General features: G+C 72.2%; 15 protein-coding genes. 7 read left to right on the plus strand and 8 right to left on the minus strand.

What is annotated here, in order from left to right; genetic code table 11:
- The first annotated feature begins 18 nt into the window (after positions 1 to 18).
- Positions 19 to 810: a class II glutamine amidotransferase gene (locus tag ACIBMZ_RS16685; RefSeq protein ID WP_396694578.1), complete on the plus strand. Its 792-nt coding sequence runs from the start codon at positions 19 to 21 to the stop codon at positions 808 to 810.
- A gap of 77 nt (positions 811 to 887) precedes the next feature.
- Positions 888 to 1,454, plus strand: coding sequence for a DUF2087 domain-containing protein (locus ACIBMZ_RS16690; protein WP_396694580.1), 567 nt, complete (start codon positions 888 to 890; stop codon positions 1,452 to 1,454).
- Positions 1,455 to 1,511: 57 nt separating this feature from the next.
- Here ACIBMZ_RS16690 and ACIBMZ_RS16695 read toward each other — a convergent pair whose 3' ends face one another.
- Positions 1,512 to 1,688, minus strand: coding sequence for a hypothetical protein (locus ACIBMZ_RS16695; protein ID WP_396694581.1), 177 nt, complete (start codon positions 1,686 to 1,688; stop codon positions 1,512 to 1,514).
- An 86-nt stretch (positions 1,689 to 1,774) separates the two neighbouring features.
- Positions 1,775 to 2,899 carry a serine hydrolase domain-containing protein gene (locus tag ACIBMZ_RS16700; RefSeq protein ID WP_396694803.1) on the minus strand — a complete coding sequence of 375 codons (1,125 nt, stop codon included), beginning with the start codon at positions 2,897 to 2,899 and terminating at the stop codon, positions 1,775 to 1,777.
- Between the two features lie 525 nt (positions 2,900 to 3,424).
- On the opposite strand from ACIBMZ_RS16700, the gene ACIBMZ_RS16705 reads away from it, so the two are divergent.
- From ACIBMZ_RS16705 to ACIBMZ_RS16720, 4 genes are all read left to right on the plus strand, one after another.
- Positions 3,425 to 6,529 carry a hypothetical protein gene (locus tag ACIBMZ_RS16705; RefSeq protein WP_396694583.1) on the plus strand — a complete coding sequence of 1,035 codons (3,105 nt, stop codon included), beginning with the start codon at positions 3,425 to 3,427 and terminating at the stop codon, positions 6,527 to 6,529.
- A 170-nt stretch (positions 6,530 to 6,699) separates the two neighbouring features.
- On the plus strand, positions 6,700 to 7,185 hold the full coding sequence (locus ACIBMZ_RS16710; RefSeq protein WP_396694585.1) for a hypothetical protein: 486 nt from the start codon (positions 6,700 to 6,702) through the stop codon (positions 7,183 to 7,185).
- 54 nt (positions 7,186 to 7,239) lie between these two features.
- Positions 7,240 to 9,222, plus strand: coding sequence for a histidine kinase (locus tag ACIBMZ_RS16715; RefSeq protein WP_396694587.1), 1,983 nt, complete (start codon positions 7,240 to 7,242; stop codon positions 9,220 to 9,222).
- A 51-nt stretch (positions 9,223 to 9,273) separates the two neighbouring features.
- Positions 9,274 to 9,915, plus strand: a complete 642-nt coding sequence (locus ACIBMZ_RS16720; RefSeq protein ID WP_396694589.1) for a response regulator — start codon at positions 9,274 to 9,276, stop codon at positions 9,913 to 9,915.
- Between the two features lie 21 nt (positions 9,916 to 9,936).
- Here the strand turns inward: ACIBMZ_RS16720 and ACIBMZ_RS16725 are convergent, their stop codons facing one another.
- Positions 9,937 to 10,491, minus strand: a complete 555-nt coding sequence (locus ACIBMZ_RS16725) for a hypothetical protein (RefSeq protein ID WP_396694591.1) — start codon at positions 10,489 to 10,491, stop codon at positions 9,937 to 9,939.
- 112 nt (positions 10,492 to 10,603) lie between these two features.
- Complete coding sequence (locus ACIBMZ_RS16730) at positions 10,604 to 11,560, minus strand: FAD-dependent oxidoreductase (RefSeq protein WP_396694593.1); 957 nt, start codon at positions 11,558 to 11,560, stop codon at positions 10,604 to 10,606.
- A 110-nt stretch (positions 11,561 to 11,670) separates the two neighbouring features.
- On the opposite strand from ACIBMZ_RS16730, the gene ACIBMZ_RS16735 reads away from it, so the two are divergent.
- On the plus strand, positions 11,671 to 12,579 hold the full coding sequence (locus tag ACIBMZ_RS16735) for a LysR family transcriptional regulator (RefSeq protein ID WP_396694595.1): 909 nt from the start codon (positions 11,671 to 11,673) through the stop codon (positions 12,577 to 12,579).
- Between the two features lie 29 nt (positions 12,580 to 12,608).
- On the opposite strand, the gene ACIBMZ_RS16740 is transcribed toward ACIBMZ_RS16735, so the two are convergent.
- Genes ACIBMZ_RS16740 through ACIBMZ_RS16755 form a run of 4 tightly spaced genes read right to left on the minus strand, consistent with a single transcriptional unit; the run spans position 12,609 to position 15,631 of the window.
- On the minus strand, positions 12,609 to 13,088 hold the full coding sequence (locus ACIBMZ_RS16740) for a hypothetical protein (protein WP_396694597.1): 480 nt from the start codon (positions 13,086 to 13,088) through the stop codon (positions 12,609 to 12,611).
- Positions 13,085 to 14,341: a signal peptidase I gene (locus ACIBMZ_RS16745; RefSeq protein WP_396694599.1), complete on the minus strand. Its 1,257-nt coding sequence runs from the start codon at positions 14,339 to 14,341 to the stop codon at positions 13,085 to 13,087. The genes ACIBMZ_RS16740 and ACIBMZ_RS16745 overlap by 4 nt, the downstream gene beginning before the upstream one ends.
- 12 nt (positions 14,342 to 14,353) lie before the next feature.
- Positions 14,354 to 14,986 (minus strand): hypothetical protein, encoded by a 633-nt coding sequence (locus ACIBMZ_RS16750; protein ID WP_396694601.1) that lies wholly within the window; start codon positions 14,984 to 14,986, stop codon positions 14,354 to 14,356.
- A gap of 9 nt (positions 14,987 to 14,995) precedes the next feature.
- Entirely contained in the window at positions 14,996 to 15,631 is a 636-nt protein-coding gene (locus tag ACIBMZ_RS16755; RefSeq protein ID WP_396694603.1) for a SipW-dependent-type signal peptide-containing protein, read from the minus strand.
- Between the last annotated feature and the right edge of the window lie 58 nt (positions 15,632 to 15,689).

Here is a 15,689-nt window from a genome sequence, read left to right on the forward strand (position 1 = left end):
TACCCCGGGAGTAGCTCCATGTGTCGTCTGTTGGGTGTGGTCGGCGCGTCCGCCGGTCGCCTGACCGATCTGCTCGCCACCGAACTGCCCGGCTTCACCGAGCTGTCGGCCGAACACGGCGACGGCTGGGGCGTGGCCCACTGGCACGACGGTGAACTCCGCGTCGACAAGGAGCCGACGTCGGCCCGGACCAGCGAGGGATTCACCTCCGCCCTGAGTCGGATCACCACCGACGCGGCCCTGCTGCACATCAGGCTGGCCAATCCCGGTTCTCCGCTCGTCCTGGCCAACACCCACCCGTTCCGGTCGGCGACGGTCGCCTTCGCCCACAACGGTGACTTCTCCCCGGCCGACGCCGTCGACGATCTGCTCGAACCGGCGATGCGCGAAGCGGCGATCGGCACCACCGACAGCGAACGCTTCTTCCTCCTGGTCCGGCAGTTCCTGCACCGCACCGACCCGGTGACCGCACTCAGCTCGGCGGCAGCGGAGGTACGCCGTCGCGCCACCCGGTACAGCGGCCTCAACTGCCTGCTGCTGACCGAACAGTCGCTGTTCGCCTACGCCGACCACGACCCGGAATCCGCCGTCAGCCGACGTCGTGGCCCCGGCTTCTTCCCCCTCAACTACCTCGTCGAACCCGATCGGGTGGTGATCGCCTCGACCGGCTGGGACCAGCCCACCCCGCCCTGGAACCACCTTGACCAACGGCAGGTACTCGAGGTCCGTCGCGCCGATCTGCGGGTCTCCCGGCACCTGACGAGGCCCGAACTGCCTCCGGTCGCGGCCGTGGAGAGCGGCGTCCGTTGAGTACGCGACCGATGCCAGGGTCGCCTCCTCGTTGCGCGCCACCGTGGTCGGCCTGAGGGCGCTGGCAGAATGATCGGATGTCCGCCGAAGCCGCGCACGCCGCGGAGATCCTCGCCGCGCTCGCCGCTCCCGAGCGCCTCCGGGCGCTGGCCGAACTCACCCGCCGCGGTGAGGACGGGCTCACCGTCCACCAACTGGCCGAGGCTCTGGACATCCCCGCTCCGAAGGCCGGAGCGGCCCTCGCCCGGCTGCACGCGATCGGTGTGGTCACCGGCACCGGCGTCTACCGGGCTCGACTCGACGCCCTGCGGGAGAGCGCCGCCGACCTGGACCGTCAGCAGCCCATCAGCCACCTGCTCGTGATCTATCCGGAGCTGCGGAGCTTCTTCGCGCACGGCCGGCTGACCAGCGTTCCGCCGACGATGTCGCGACGGTGGGAGTTGCTGGCCGAGATGCTCGTCCGATTCCTCGACCTCGACGGCCCGTGCGACGAGGACGAGATCAACCGGCGGCTCTCCGCGGTCACCGACGACGTGGCCGGCGCCCGTCGGATGCTGGTCGACGCCGGCTGGTTGGAACGCGACCGTGCCGGCACCACCTACGGCACGTCGCGCACGCTGCCCGGACGCGAACCGTCCGCCTGATCCGACCGACGCGGGAGCGTGCGGCCGGGACGGTGCCGTCCCGGCCGCACGGATGGATCAGATGTTCGAGATGCGGAACACCGTGGTGGCGGTGTCACCGCGCGCCGCGCGGTCACCGGCGGCCGCTGCCTCCTCCGGGCTGGCGCCACGAGCCATCGCCCTGGCCACGGCCTCGTTGCGCTGCTCCTCGATCTTCCGCCTACGCCGCTGGGTGAACCTGCTCCAGATAGACATACTGAAGATCTTCCCGAGCACCGACGATCCAAACCGGTCTGCGGGATATCGCCGGAACTCGCGCGGTTCGCCTCCGGCCGGACGGGTCAGGGGACCGCCACCGCCGCGTCGTTGCCCGGCATCCGGCTCACGCTGGGCAACTGCGGCGCCGTCCCCGCCGAACGGCTGCTCACGCCGCCGGCCGGGCAGATCGCGGTGATCACGAACGTCTGCCAGGCGATGTCGACCGGATGCGCGCCGGGCAGCCCGATCTGGTAGTGGCTGAGGTTGATCCCGGATGATGCCTGGCGCACGCCGTCCCGGCTGTGCAGCGAGTACGTCAGGTGACCGATGACCGCGCCGTCGTGGCCCCAGAACTCGCCGCACGGGGTGGGCAGCGCGTAGATGCCCAGACCGTAGCCACCGGCCTCCGGAACCTCCGGGACCATCGGCACCCGGCTGAGCATCTGGTCGAGGGTGGCCGGACGGAGCAGGTCACCACGGAGCAGCGCCCGGAAGAACGTGTTCAGGTCCGCCGTGGTCGAGATCATCTCACCTGCCGCGCCGGCCCAGCTCATGTTGAACTCGCTCACGTCGCGAGCGCCGAAGGGGGCGAAGTAGGCGCCACCGTGCGGACCGCGGATCGTCGGATCGGTGCCCGGGAAGGACGTGCCGGTCAGCTTCAGCGGTCGGAGGATCCGCCGCTGCACCTCGGTCGCCGTACTGTTGCCGGTGACCGCCTCGATCAGCATCCCGGCCAGGACGTAGTTGGTGTTGGAGTAGCTGAACCGCCCGCCCGGGGCGTTGGTCGGCGGCATGGCCAGGCCCATCGCGACCAGTTCGGCCGGAGCGTACGTGGTGACCTGCATCCGGTCGATCGCCGCGTACGAGTCGATCATCGCGTTGGTGTAGTTGCCGATGCCGCTGGTGTGGTTCAGCAGCATCCGGACGGTGACCTGGGCGCCGAGTTCACCCGGCACCACCTCGGGCAGCCGCTGTCCGATCGGGTCGTCCAGACCCAGTCGGCCCTCGTCGACGAGCTGGAGCACGGTGGTGGCGACGAACGTCTTGGTGATGCTGCCGATCCGGTGACGCATCTGCGGCTGCATCGGTCGCGGCTTGGTCAGGAACGCCTGGCCGACGGCGGCCTGCCAGTCGTGCCGACCGTCGCGCACGGCGGCCAGCGCGCCGGGGACACCGGCTTCGGGTACCGCCGCGAGCGCGGCTCGCAACTCGGCGCGGTCCACCTTCCCGGCGGACGCGCCGGGCTGCGCCACGGCGGAGGCGGGTACGACAGCGATCGTGGCGACCAGCGTCAGGCTGGTGGCCACCACCTTCAGTGTCCGAAGAGTACGAGACATAGAGATATGATCAAGTTGTTCCCATCGGAACGCATCGTGCTCAGGCGCGAGATTCGACTCCCACTGCGGAGTGAGTCGCATTCGACCAGCGGCCTAACGGGCCTCCGTCGCCCGGAGGTCTGCCACGCAGGCGCCGTCACACACGTCGTGTCACGCATCCCGGCCGGTACGGATGTCCCTGGACGACGGGCGGTCGTCCCTGCCCTCCGGGACATCCCGACCACCAGCCTCGGAACGGTCAGGTTCGATGCGGCCCGGCCCGTCCGGTCCCGGTCTTGGGAGGAACACGTGGTGACGACAGCGGCGAAGGGGTCGGGCAGACCGCCCGGCCGATACGGCAGGCCCCCGGGCCGCCGGGGCAAACTCGGACGGTGGTGTGCCGTCGGGATCGCGGCGATGCTCACCGTGACCATGCACCAGACTCCGGCGCGGGCGGTCGAGCAGGTGCCGTTCGACGAGCACACCGTGCACGGTGCGCTCTTCGCTGCCGTGGTGCAGCTCCACGACAACGGTGCCGCCGGGCTCACCGACGCCCTGCTCACCGCTGAACTGCTGGACTGGCGCACGGCGAACCCGAACGCCGACGCCGCCCAGGTCACGGCACACGCTACCGGCACCCGCGCGGCCGTCGCCATGGTGGCGCCCGACGGCAGCGGGGAGGAGCGGTCCCGCTTCGCCCTGGCGATGGCCCTGCTCGCGCGGCTGGGGGAGACCCCGAGCAGCGGCGCGGTGCTCACCGGCCCGACGGTGCGGACCTTCCTGGACAGCACCGTCGGTGCCGAGGGCGCCAACGTCGTACCGGACATGCTGAACCTGGTCCGGGGCGGCTACCAGGACGCCGCGTGGAACGCGAAGTCCCGCGACGTCGTCCGCGACACCTGGATGGAGCTGCACCGGCGGGCCAAGGTGGACGACCCGCTGACCGTCGGGTGGGACGCCGCGTTCACCGGGCGCACCAAGACGGCGGTCCGCACCCCGGTGGACACGCTGCTGGCCACCCGCATCCACGAACCGCGTCCGGACGGCAACGCCGGCACCCTCGGCCACTACGTGCCGCTGACCGCCATCCGGGACGAGCGCGACGACCCGGCCGCCTTCCGTGCGCTGGTGCAGGATCGGGCGTACGCGGCGCTGGCCGTGCTGGACGCGGGCGGACGGGCCCGGGCCGACGAGGTGGTGGCCAGGGCGGCGACGTACCCGCTCAACGGCGACCCGAAGCCGACCTCGGCGGTCATCGACGAGGAGAAGCGCAAGACCGCCGAGAACAAGACCATCTTCGAGGGGCTCGGCTCCACGGTGAGCGTGCTCTCCACCGTGATGGGGTTCCACGACAAGAAGTTCGGCAAGCAACTGGAGACGATCGGCAAGGCGATCGTCACCTCCGTCACCGCCATCAACACCTACATGACCACCGTGCTCGGCCAGGGGCTGAGCACCGCCGCCGTCGCCATGGGCACCGCGGTGCTCACCGGTAACCTGCTCGGCGCGGCGGTGAGCCTGATCGGTCTGTTCGCCGGTGGCGGAGATCCGAACGCCGCCGTGCAGGCCGAGATCGGCAAGCTCCGGGACCAGATCAACCGCCTGGCCCAGGGCATGGACCGGCGCTTCGACCGGATCGAGGCGGCGCTCACCGAGATGTACGGCAACCTGGTCGCCCAGCTCGACGCGCTGACCCGGTCGCTGGACCAGGTGCACGCCAACCTCGGCCGGATCGCCACCCAGTTGCAGACCATCGAACGCAAGGTCGACGCGATGGCGCTCGCCACCCACGTGGCGTTGCAGAACATCGCCCGCGACCCGCTGAACACGGTCATCACCACCTACGTGCACCACAAGGAGATCACCGGGGAACCGATCCCGGACTACATCAACACCTACTTCCCGAAGGCCGAGTCGCCGACGTTCGAGTTCGCCACGCTGCGCGCCGCCGCCGAGGGCACCTTCACCGTCCCGGCCGGGACGAGCACCGCCGACCCGGTCTCGCAACTCGACCTCTTCCTGCCCGAGGGCTCGATCAACTACCTGACCCAGTGGGCCGGTCAGCGGGTCGGCGGCGCCTGGACCACCGGACCGGTGGCCAACGCCGCCGCCTGGAAGACCGCCGCCCGCACCTACAACATCCTGCAACTGCAGAACCCGCAGTACGCCAGGCGGATCGACACCGGGCGGGCCGAGGCGGTGGCCCTGGCCGGTGACGAGATCAACCAGCGGGTCCGGCAGTTCAGCAAGCCGGGCTCCGGCGGCGCCACCAACGCCCTGTTCACCGCGCTGGTCGACGACTACCGCACCGCCATGAACGGCTGGCGGGACCAGGTCGACAACGTCCGCCGCGCGGTCCTCTGGAACGGCAGCGACGCGATCCCCGAGTACGACATGTGGGGCAGCCCGGACCAGCAGATCGCCGCCGGCAACCGGATCAGCGAGACCGGCTCGATCAGCCCCTGCACCGGGACTCTCGGCAACCGTGCGGTGCCGGCCACGCTGCGGCACAACACCCTGCCGAACCCGTTCCAGTTGGCCGCCCACGGCCTGCCGCCCGCCCACCGGCCCTCCTTCACGAGCTGCTACGAGGCGCAGTTCGTCAACGTGGTGGAGAACCCGGGGCCCCGCTTCCACACCACCAGCGGCGACCTGCAGATCACCGTACGGTCCCGGGTGAAGTGGGCCGGCGGCGACTGGCAGCAGGTCCGCAGTGCCACCCGGGTCTTCCCGATCGGCGTCTTCTGCTCCTGGAGCGTCCGCTCGGAGATTCCCGACGGCTACTGCTACGACGAGCGCAAGTTCCTCGACGAGCGGTGGAACACCACCTATCGGACGGCATTCGAGTCCGCCGCGATCCCGACGGTCGACGCCCAGACGGCGACCGCCCGGGCCAAGGCGGCCAGCATGCTCGCCGGCCGGCAGAAGTACTTCTACCGGGTGATGCTGGCCGGCTCCGGCACCGCCGCGCCGGACCCCGGCACCTGGGACTCGGCGAAGGCGATGTGGCAGCAGGGCAAGAAGGTCTCCGACGCGCTGCGGCTGCTGCAGGCGTACACCGAGCTGGGTTGGGGCACTGCCCTGGAGTCCGACGACGGCCTGCGCGGGCTGCTCTTCGGCAGCCACGGCCTGCCGGCCGACTGGGCCCGGCCCCGCAGCGACGCCGACCAGTCCGCCAACCGGCACCTGCACAACGCCATGGCGCAGGCGCTGGCGAACTACGCCGGCTGCACGCAGCACGACGGCTGGGACCCGTGCGGCGGCGACCAGTCCGGGTTCAACCCCCTGGCCAACCAGGGCCAGTACGGTGCCGGCTGCCCGCAGGCCACGAGCGGCGCACCCCGTGACCCGCTCAGCGCGTGCCTGTTCGGCGCCGCCGAGCTGCGTGCCAACCAGCTCGCCGCCCGGTACGGCCACTGGTCGGGACGGGTGCACGCCGGAGCGCACGTCGAAGGGCTGCCGGACGTGACCGCGACGGTCGACATGACCCGTGCGGCCAGCCGGGCGATCCGGTTGGGCTGACCGGGCGGGCCACGATCCCGCCGACCCGGGACATCCGCCCCGGGTCGGCGGGACACCCGCCGGGTGACGATGGGTAGGTCGGACCTTCGTCGACGAACGCGACACCCGCGACGGTGCCACTGTGGACCACGCGCGTGTCTACGCTTCGCGTGATCCTGAGGAGACCCACCATGACCCTGCCCACTCGTACGCCCGACGTCGCCGCCGCCGGCACCGACCCGCGCATCGTGTTGGTGGCCGGCGACGACACCTTCTGCCACGTCTACCGCAACCTCGCCGAACTGCTCGACGAGCAGAGGCACTACGACAAGCTCGACGGCCCGGTGGAGTTCTTCGACCCCACCGGCCGGCAGTTGATCCCGGTCTTCTCGCAGGACTGGCAGTTGATGGAACTGCACCCGTCGCCCCGCCCGGCCGCGCCGGAGGTCCTGCGCGAACGGTTCAAGGCGGTCCTGGCACACGTCGAGCGGTTCGTCCGGGAACGCCCGCAGGTGCTCGGCGACCACCGGATCGACGTCGAGGAGGTGCTCTCCGAGCTGCCCGACTGCGACGCTCCGAACTTCACCGACGTCGTCGACGCGTTGCCGTGGCACTCACACGGCCATCGGGGCAACCTGCTGCACAATGCCATGCACGCGGCGGGCTGGGCTCGCTGACCCGACACCTTTCCGACCGTCCCGGAGGCTCCCTTGTCGCCGACCCCGCCACCAGTGACCGTCCGCCGTCGGGCCCTGGCGGTGGCGGGGACGGTCGCCGCGCTGCTCGTGGTGATCGGCCACCTGTGGAGCCGGGACGCCGCCGCGCAGGGACCGGTCGCGGTGACCGCCAGCATGGCCGCCGCGTTCACCGCGCTCGGCGCGCTGGTGCTCGCCGGTGTGCCGGGCCACCCGGTCGGCCGGCTGATGACCGCGGCCGGGCTGACGTCCGCCGTGGCCGCCCTGTCGTTGAGCTGGACCGGGATCACCCCGGTCGCCTGGGTGGGGCAGTGGCTCTGGTGGCCGCCGTACGGCCTGGTCATCCTCGCCCTGCTGGTCTTCCCCGATGGCCGGCTGCCCGGACGGCGCTGGCGTCCGGTCGCGTACCTGGTCGTCGTCAGCACCGCCGTGGCCACCCTGGCGCTGGCGGTGGCCGCGCTCAGCGACCCCCGTCGGCTGTTGCTGTCAGCGGAGCCGGCCGCCACCGCGCAGGCCCGCACCCTGGTGCAGATCGCCCTGCTGGCGATCGGCGTCGAGGTGCTGGCGCTGCTGGCGGTGTTGGTCTCGCTGGTCGGTCGCTGGCGGCGTGCCACCGGCGAGACCCGCCAACAGTTGGCCTGCCTGCTCGCCGCCGCAGTGTTGTTCCTGCTCGGACTGGTGCTCGACGCGCTCAACCTCTCCGGGGCCTGGGTGCTCATGGTGATCGCCATTCCCGGGGCGATGACCCTCGCCGTGTTGCGCTACCGGCTCTACGGCCTGGAACAGGTGATCAACCGTACGCTGGTGTGGCTGGTGATGAGCCTGCTGCTGATCGTGGCCTTCGTCGCCACCGTGAGTCTGCTGCGTGACCTGGTGCTGCGCGGCGACACCTCGAACGCCTCGCTGGTGACCACCGGGCTGATCGCGGTGACCTTCGAACCGTTGCGGCACCGGGTGCAGCGCGGCGTCAACCGGCTGCTCTACGGCGAGCGCGACGAACCGTACGCGGTCCTGGCCCGCCTCGGGGACCTGCTGGAACGCACCGTCGAGCCGCAGGCCGTGCTGCCGCTGCTCACCCGGACCGTCGCCGGCTCCCTACAGGTGCCCTACGTCGCCGTCGAACTGGCCGCCGACGGCGACCACGACCCGGAGCGGCCCCCGAAGATGCACGCCGAACACGGCCGGCCCTCCGGATCGGTGGAGCGGTTCGACATGGTCACCCACGGCGAGCGCGTCGGCTGGCTGGTGGTGGCCCACCGTACGCCCGGCACCCGCTTCACGCCCGTCGAGCGACGCCTGCTCAGCGACGTCGCCCTGCACGCCTCGGTGGCGGCGGCGACCGCGCGGTTGATCCGTGACCTGCGGGCCTCCCGCGAGCGACTGGTCACCGCTCGGGAGGAGGAGCGCCGTCGGCTGCGCCGTGACCTGCACGACGGGCTCGGTCCCACCTTCGCCGGCATGTCCATGCAGGTACGGGCCGCCCGCAAGCTCGCCACCGACCGGGAGCGACTGGTCGGCATCCTCGACGGGCTCGCCGAGGACCTCCGGACCTGCACCGCCGAGGTACGGCAACTGGTCGACCAACTGCGTCCACCCGCCCTGGATCGTGGACTGGAGTCGGCCCTGCGGGCGGAGTGCCAGCGCTTCGACGGCCCCGGCCTGTCCGTGCGACTGCGGGTGGAGGACGGACTGGAGCGGCTGCCCGCCGCCGTCGAGGTGGCGGCGTACCGGATCGTCGGCGAGGCCCTGGCCAACGTGGCCCGGCACGCCCAGGCCACCACCTGCGACGTGGTGGTCCGCCGGGGCCAGGCCCTGGTCGTCGAGGTCAGCGACGACGGCGTCGGCATCCGCGCCCGCCGCCCGGGCGGCGTCGGCCTGGACTCGATGCGCGAGCGCGCCGCCGAACTGGGCGGCGAGTGCGACCTGGTCGACCGCGAACCGCAGGGCACCCTGGTACGGGTACGACTGCCGGTCCAGCCGGTCGCATCGACCCCCGTTCCGGTGGATGGACCCGGCTGACAACATGAGGCGGGCCGGTCGAGGCGGTCGGGCCGGAAGTGGGGCGAGGAGATGTCCGGACAGGGACGGGTGCTGATCGTGGACGACCATCCGGTGGTCCGCCGTGGACTACGGATCATGTTGGAGGGGGAGAACTGGGTCACCGCCGTGCTGGAGGCCGCCACCTGCGCGGAGGCGATCCGTCTGGTGATGACCGAGCCGGTCGACGTGGTCGCCATGGACGTGGGTCTGCCCGACGGCGACGGTGTCGAGGCCACCCGCCGGATCGTGCGGGACCGGCCGGCGACGGCCGTGCTCATGCTCACCATGGCCGACGACGACGAGGTGGTGAGCCGGTCGCTGCACGCGGGCGCCCGGGGATACCTGCTCAAGGACACCGACCCCGACGTGATCATCGACGCGCTGCGGACCGTGGCCGGTGGTGGACTCGTGCTCGGCCCCCGGGTCGGCCCTCGGGTGCTGGCCGGCCTGCAACGCCGGCCGGTGGAGCTGCCCGCACCGTTCGACCAGCTCACTCCGCGCGAACGGGACATCCTGCGCTACCTGGCGGCCGGCGAGACCAACGCCCGTATCGCCCGCCGGGTCGGGTTGAGCGAGAAGACGGTCCGCAACCAGCTCTCCGCGGTCTTCGCCAAGCTCGGTGTCTCCGATCGGGTCCAGGCGGCCCTCCTCGCCCGCGACGTCGGACTCTAGGCGGACACCACCCGCCCGGCGTCAGCTCAACGTGAAGGTCACGTCGTCGACGTCGAAGGTCGTGACGCCGTTGCCGGCCGTCTCGCTGGCGACGAAGCTGACCGTCGCGGTGCGTTCGGTCGTCGCCGTCCCGGTCGCCATGGCGTACTCGCGCCACTGCGCCCCACCGTCGAAAGCCAGCGAGAACCTCGTCTTCGGCGGTGTCCCGGTGACCGCCAGCCCGACGTTCAGGTAGTCGCTCCGGCTGGTCTCCGTGGTCGTGGTCCGGGCCCAGAACCGGACCGTCAGGTCACAGTCGGCGGGCACGGTGACGGTGGTACGCAGCAGATCCGACCGGGTCACGTCCAGCCCGGCGAAGGTGGCGTAGGCGCGGCCGGAGTGTGCGGGCCGCGCCGCGTCCCCGAGTACGACGATGCGGGGTCCGGCCGTCCAGCCGGTGGTGCCGCGTTCGAACCCCGGGTTGGCGTGGATCTGCCCGGCGCAGGTCGCGGCGGTCGGCACCGGACCGGCGGGCGCGCTGCCCGTGGCCAGGAACAGCAGGGCCGTAGCCGAGACGGTGGTGACGAGACCCCTCATTGTTCCTCCCCGTGTCACAGCATCAATGGAATCGACCCTGCTCGATGGTCGGCGGTGCGTCAAGGCCTTCCCGCACCCGCTCCGCCCGGTGGCCCCACAGCCGTGTCCCCGCTCAGGTGCCCATCACGAGGTCGGCCACCTCGGCGGCGCACCCCCAGGACAGGGTGACCCCCGCTCCGCCGTGGCCGTAGGCGTGCACGAGCCGGCGTCCCGGACTGATCGACGGGTCCACCTCGACCCGGGGGCCGCCGTGGCGGGCCGGACGCAGCCCGATCCGTTCGCCGAGCACCGGGGCGTCGGCCAGTTCCGGCACGAGTGCGACGCAGCGCCGTCGGATCGCCGCCGCGGTGTCCGGGTCGGGCGCGGTGTGCCCCACTCCCGGCTGGTACGTGCCACCGAGGACCACGTCGTGTCGGCGCGGGTGTACGTAGGTGATCCCGGCCGGGTCGTCCTCGTCGCGTACCGAGACGGTCAGGCCCGGGTTCGCCACCAGCACCAGATGCCCGCGCACCGGATGGACGGCCGGGTCGACGGCGAGTCGACCGGCGGCCAGGCCGGTCGCGTTCACGACCGTGGGCGCGAGGTCGAACGCGTCGGTGAGCCGGTCCACCCGGTGGCGTACCAGCCGCCCACCGTCGGCCGCCAGCCGCTGCCGGAGCCAGGCCAGGTACGGCGTCATCTCCACCGTCGGCGCGGTGAACCGCAGCACTGCCGTGTACGGCGGCGTCGCCGGCTCCGCCACCAGGTCCGCGCACGCCGCCGACCACCACGGCGGCCCGGTGTACGGGCCGCGCAGCAGCATCCGGGTCGGCCGGTCGACCACCCCCGGCACGCCGTCGGCCGCCTGGCGGCTCAACTCGATCCGGGTCCGGCGTGCCCAGTCCGACACCCGGGGATCCTCGTCGGTGTGGCTCGGATACCAGACCGCGGCGGCCACCGTGGACACCGTGTCCGCCGGATCGTCGGCCGACAGCACGGTCACCCGTGCCCCTCGCCGCGCGAGGGTGACGGCTGCCGTCATCCCGACGATCCCGCCGCCGACCACCACCACGTCCGTCGCTGCCGTCATCGCTCGCTCCCGTCTGTCGGACCGCCTGTCTCGAATCGTGGCGGCGACGTGGCGGCGACGTCCAAGACGAAGTGGGCCGGTCGGCGATAAGCGGCGCTTATGGTGGCTCCATGTCCGACGCGCCGACCCTGGAAGCCTGGTCCGACCTGCGCCGACTGCGGTACTTCGCGGTGCTCGCCGAGGAACTGCACTTCACCCGGGCCGCCGCGCGGCTGCGCGTCGCCCAGCCCGCGCTCAGCCAGCAGATCCGGGCACTGGAACGTCAGCTCGGCGTGCCGCTCCTGCACCGCACCAGCCGGGGCTGCACGCTGACCGAGGTGGGCGCGCGGGTCGCCGACGAAGCGGCTCGGCTGCTCGCCGAGGTGGACGCGGCGACCGCCCGCATCCGTGGTCTGGTGCGCGGGCGGGGTGGCCGGCTGCGGCTGGCGTACACCCGGTCGGCGCGCGGCGGTCGGGTCGACGACCTGGTGGCCCGGTTCCGGGCCGCCCACCCGGAGGTCGAGGTGGTCCCGGAGACGGCCTGGACGGCACCGAACGTGGCCGGGCTGCTGGCCGGACGGCTCGACGCGGCGTTCGTCCGCCCGCCGCTCGACGAACCGGCGCTGGCCTGCCGGACGGTCGACACCGAGGAACTGCTGCTGGCCCTGCCCGCAGATCACCCACTGGCCGCCGGTCGCCGCCGGATCAGCCGGGCCGAGGTGGTCGACCTGCCGGCCGTGATGTGGCCCCGGGAGAACGGCCCCGGCATGTTCGACCGGACCATCGCGCAGGTCTGGCCGCGCGGCGGCTTCCGGCTCGTCCGGCAGGAGCCGGACGACGAGCAGTTGCTGCGGGCGGTGGCACAGGGCGACGTGGTCGCGGCCGTCCCGGCCGGTCGGGCGCGCGCGCTGCGGATGCGCGGGGTACGCCTGCGCCGCTTCACCGCCCCGACACCCACCGTGGATGTCGCCCTGGCCTGGCCCCGCGACAGCACGAACCCGGCCCTGCGCCGGTTCCTCGCGCTGCTGGCCCAGCCCTGAACCGCGCGAGGAGCACGGCTGTCGCGGTACTACGGCACGCTGCAGGTGTAGAGCACCGCGGTCACCATGCCGAGCGTGCCGGTGACCTGGGTCGACGTCCAGCCACCGGGGCCGTTCGCGACCAGTTGGAAGGTGCCGCTGCCGATGGAGAGCAACCCGCCGGGCACACTGACGCTGGTGGCGGTGGGGCCGAGCGTCCCGCCGCCGGTGAAGCCGCCGGACAGCGACCACGTGAAGCCGCTGCGGGTGAGGCCGCCGACCGGCAGTGTCCAGGTGAAGGTCGGCGGCGTGAGCACACCCGCGCTGCACTGCAGGTTGGTCGGGGGGCTGACGACGCCGGCCTGCAGCGTGCCGCGGCCGTACTCGGTGTCGGTCCACGCCGCGAGCGTCGACTGCGGCGGTGCGAGCACCCCGACCGTGAAGGCGAGCACCAGGGCGGCCGTACCCGCGATCCATCGTCGCCCGGTCCGCGTCCCGGCCCCTCGGAGCGGGATCCGCGCACGTCTCACGGCTGCCCCACCCGGATGCGGCGTCGGCGTACGGCGAGCACGAGCAGCAGGCCGGCGAGCAGCGCGCCAGCCCCGACGGCCAACGGTGTCCGCAGGTCGGGCCCGGTACGCGGAAGCGGACCGACCGTGCCGCCGGCCGAGGCCCGGTCACCGAACCCGGTCGCGGTGACGACCAGGTCCGCCGACCCGGAGGCCGTGGAACCCGCGAGCAGACTCGCGGTGACCAGGACCCACCGTTGCTGGTCGGCGTGCATCGAGCTGATGGTGATCGGTGCCGTGGTCAACCTGGTGGCCGGACCGTCCGCCAGGACCTGCTGCGCCTGGCCGGTGGGGCAGGCGCCCCTCACCCACCGCTGCGGGCAGACGGCGGCCGTCACCTGGAGTCCGTCCGGCCTGGCGGCGAGCGGACCGGAGGCCGACAGCGAGATGGTCACGGTGCCGGGCTGCGGCGCGTGTGCCGAGACGCCCACCTGCCAGGGCACCGGTTCCTCCGGTGCCATGGTGGTCATCCGCGCCTCGTCGCCGATCGAGACCAGGGTCAGGAACCGGCTCCGGATGACGTCCTCGGCGGGGTCGGCGCGGGCCGGGCCGGGTGCCGCCAGCACCGCAGCGGTGACACCGGGTAGCACCGCCACGGCCAGCAGCAGGCATCGCAGGGTCGGACTCGCGTGCGCGCCCGTCTCCCGGTCCGGCGGCGCCCCGTCCGGCCCGGACCGGCCCGGCCGCCGGTGGCGAGCCGGTGGCCGGGGCTCGCCGCGCGGCCAGAAGGCCCAGGTGACGATCGCGGCGGTGCCGATCGTGATCGCGCTCATCGCGTACACGTTCGACACGGTGCGGACCGCGTACCCGAGCCGGGGCGCCGACCACTCGACCCGCCGTACGTGGGCCACCGCGTACGGTGCGGCGTCGTTGGACTCGTTCGCGTCCCCGCGCATGGTGAGCAGGCGCGTGGACCCGCCGCCGTCGGCGATCTCGACCACCCGGTGGGTGATCGGTGCCAGCGGCGTACGGTCGACGGTCACGACGTCTCCCACGGCGACCTCGGACGCGGGGATCTCGCGTACCACCGCCAGTGATCCGGCGGGAATGCTCGGGCTCATCGACCCGGTCTTGAACAGGATGAGCGAGATGTCGAAGAAGAACGCCAGCGGGACGAGGACGACGCACACCGTCCCGCCGACGGCGAGCAGGGTCAGCACCAGGTCGCCGACCCGCGCGAGGAGTCCGCGCCGCTGACGCGCTCGTCCCACCATCCGAGGTGTCCTTTACGTAGACGTGGCAGTGAATTCCCAGGTGACGGCACCGGTGGTGCCCTGGTAGGAGTTGCCGGCGCCGGACTGGACGCGTACCTCGAAGCAGAACCGCAACGAAGGTGTCGCGCCGGCCGGCGCCGTGATGGCCGACGACACCGGCGAGCCCGGAACCGAGGTGACACCCAGATAGCTGGGCCCGACGATCCACGTCGGCGTACCGGTGAACGCGGCGGCGGCACAGGTGGTGCTGGTGGTGGCGGTCCGCACCGCGCGGTACTCCAGTGCCGGCAGCAGGGCACCGGCGTTGTTGGACGAACTGGTCAGCGCGACCGTGCCGCCGACGTTCGTGGTGGCTGTCGTCCGGATGTCGAGGTAGGCGTAGAACGAGACCGAGGGGGACATCGCCGTCGCGTTGAACGCCAGCGTCGCGGCGTTCGCCGCCGGGGTGTGGCTGGCCCAGGTGCTGGACGCGGTCTGTGACTCGGTGCCGAAGACACTGGCCGCGAACGACCCGGTGCCGTACTCGCCGTCGGTCCACGCGGCGAGCGTGGACGTCGTGCCCAGGCCGATGACCAGGGCGGCGGCGAGTACGGCACGGGTTCGGCGGAGCCGTGGTGTCCCGGCCTGCGTGCGACGGTTGACCACGGCCACCACCTAGACGGATTCGGCGAGGAGCTGCCAGGTCTCCGTCACCGACGTGCCCTGCACCAGACCGGAGCCCGCCGTGACGACGAAGCACAGGAACACCGGAGTGCCGGGTGTCGTGGGCGGGGTGCCCTGGGTCAGGTTGAACGACAGCGCGCCGGTCACCGAGTCGAGCGCGGTGCCCTCGGGGACGATCCAGGTCGGAGTGGTGGGTGTCGGAGCACAGTCGCCGAAGGTCGGCACGGTCGCGATGCCGTAGGTGAGGCCGACGAAGGCGGGCGGCGCGGGGGTGGCCGACGCCACCGTGACGGTCGCGTCGTACGTCGTGGCCGCGGTCAGGCGCACCGCGAACGGTGCGGCGACCACGTCGTCCGGGCTCATGTTGTCGAAGCCGGTGCTGAACGCCAACGCCGCCGCCGTGCCGGCTGTCGGGTGCTCGGCGTAGGTGGTGCCGTCCGTGCTGCCCTCCATGCTGAAGCTACCGGCGGTGAACGTGCCCGTGGCGTACTCGGAGTCGTTCCAGGCGGCGAGGGTGATCGTGGCGCCGAGGCCGAGTGCGAGCCCGCCGGCCAGGATCGCCTTGAGCTTGCGATGACCTCCTCGACTGCTCGACTCGCCCGTCGTCATCCCTGTCGGTCCAGTCAATGTGTCCTCCTCGTGCATCCCCGTAGGCGTGCTGTCACGCAGGGACACGATAGAACTC

It is taken from the genome of Micromonospora sp. NPDC049900, from assembly GCF_044461025.1.
GTDB lineage: Bacteria > Actinomycetota > Actinomycetes > Mycobacteriales > Micromonosporaceae > Micromonospora.

Coding starts and splice junctions, on each gene's coding strand:
- ACIBMZ_RS16745 (WP_396694599.1), bottom strand. CDS start 14,341: ATGGTGGGACGAGCGCGTCAGCGGCGCGGACTCCTCGCGCGGGTCGGC.
- ACIBMZ_RS16685 (WP_396694578.1), top strand. CDS start 19: ATGTGTCGTCTGTTGGGTGTGGTCGGCGCGTCCGCCGGTCGCCTGACC.
- ACIBMZ_RS16705 (WP_396694583.1), top strand. CDS start 3,425: ATGCTCACCGTGACCATGCACCAGACTCCGGCGCGGGCGGTCGAGCAG.
- ACIBMZ_RS16730 (WP_396694593.1), bottom strand. CDS start 11,560: ATGACGGCAGCGACGGACGTGGTGGTGGTCGGCGGCGGGATCGTCGGG.
- ACIBMZ_RS16735 (WP_396694595.1), top strand. CDS start 11,671: ATGTCCGACGCGCCGACCCTGGAAGCCTGGTCCGACCTGCGCCGACTG.
- ACIBMZ_RS16720 (WP_396694589.1), top strand. CDS start 9,274: ATGTCCGGACAGGGACGGGTGCTGATCGTGGACGACCATCCGGTGGTC.
- ACIBMZ_RS16710 (WP_396694585.1), top strand. CDS start 6,700: ATGACCCTGCCCACTCGTACGCCCGACGTCGCCGCCGCCGGCACCGAC.
- ACIBMZ_RS16695 (WP_396694581.1), bottom strand. CDS start 1,688: ATGTCTATCTGGAGCAGGTTCACCCAGCGGCGTAGGCGGAAGATCGAG.
- ACIBMZ_RS16690 (WP_396694580.1), top strand. CDS start 888: ATGTCCGCCGAAGCCGCGCACGCCGCGGAGATCCTCGCCGCGCTCGCC.
- ACIBMZ_RS16725 (WP_396694591.1), bottom strand. CDS start 10,491: ATGAGGGGTCTCGTCACCACCGTCTCGGCTACGGCCCTGCTGTTCCTG.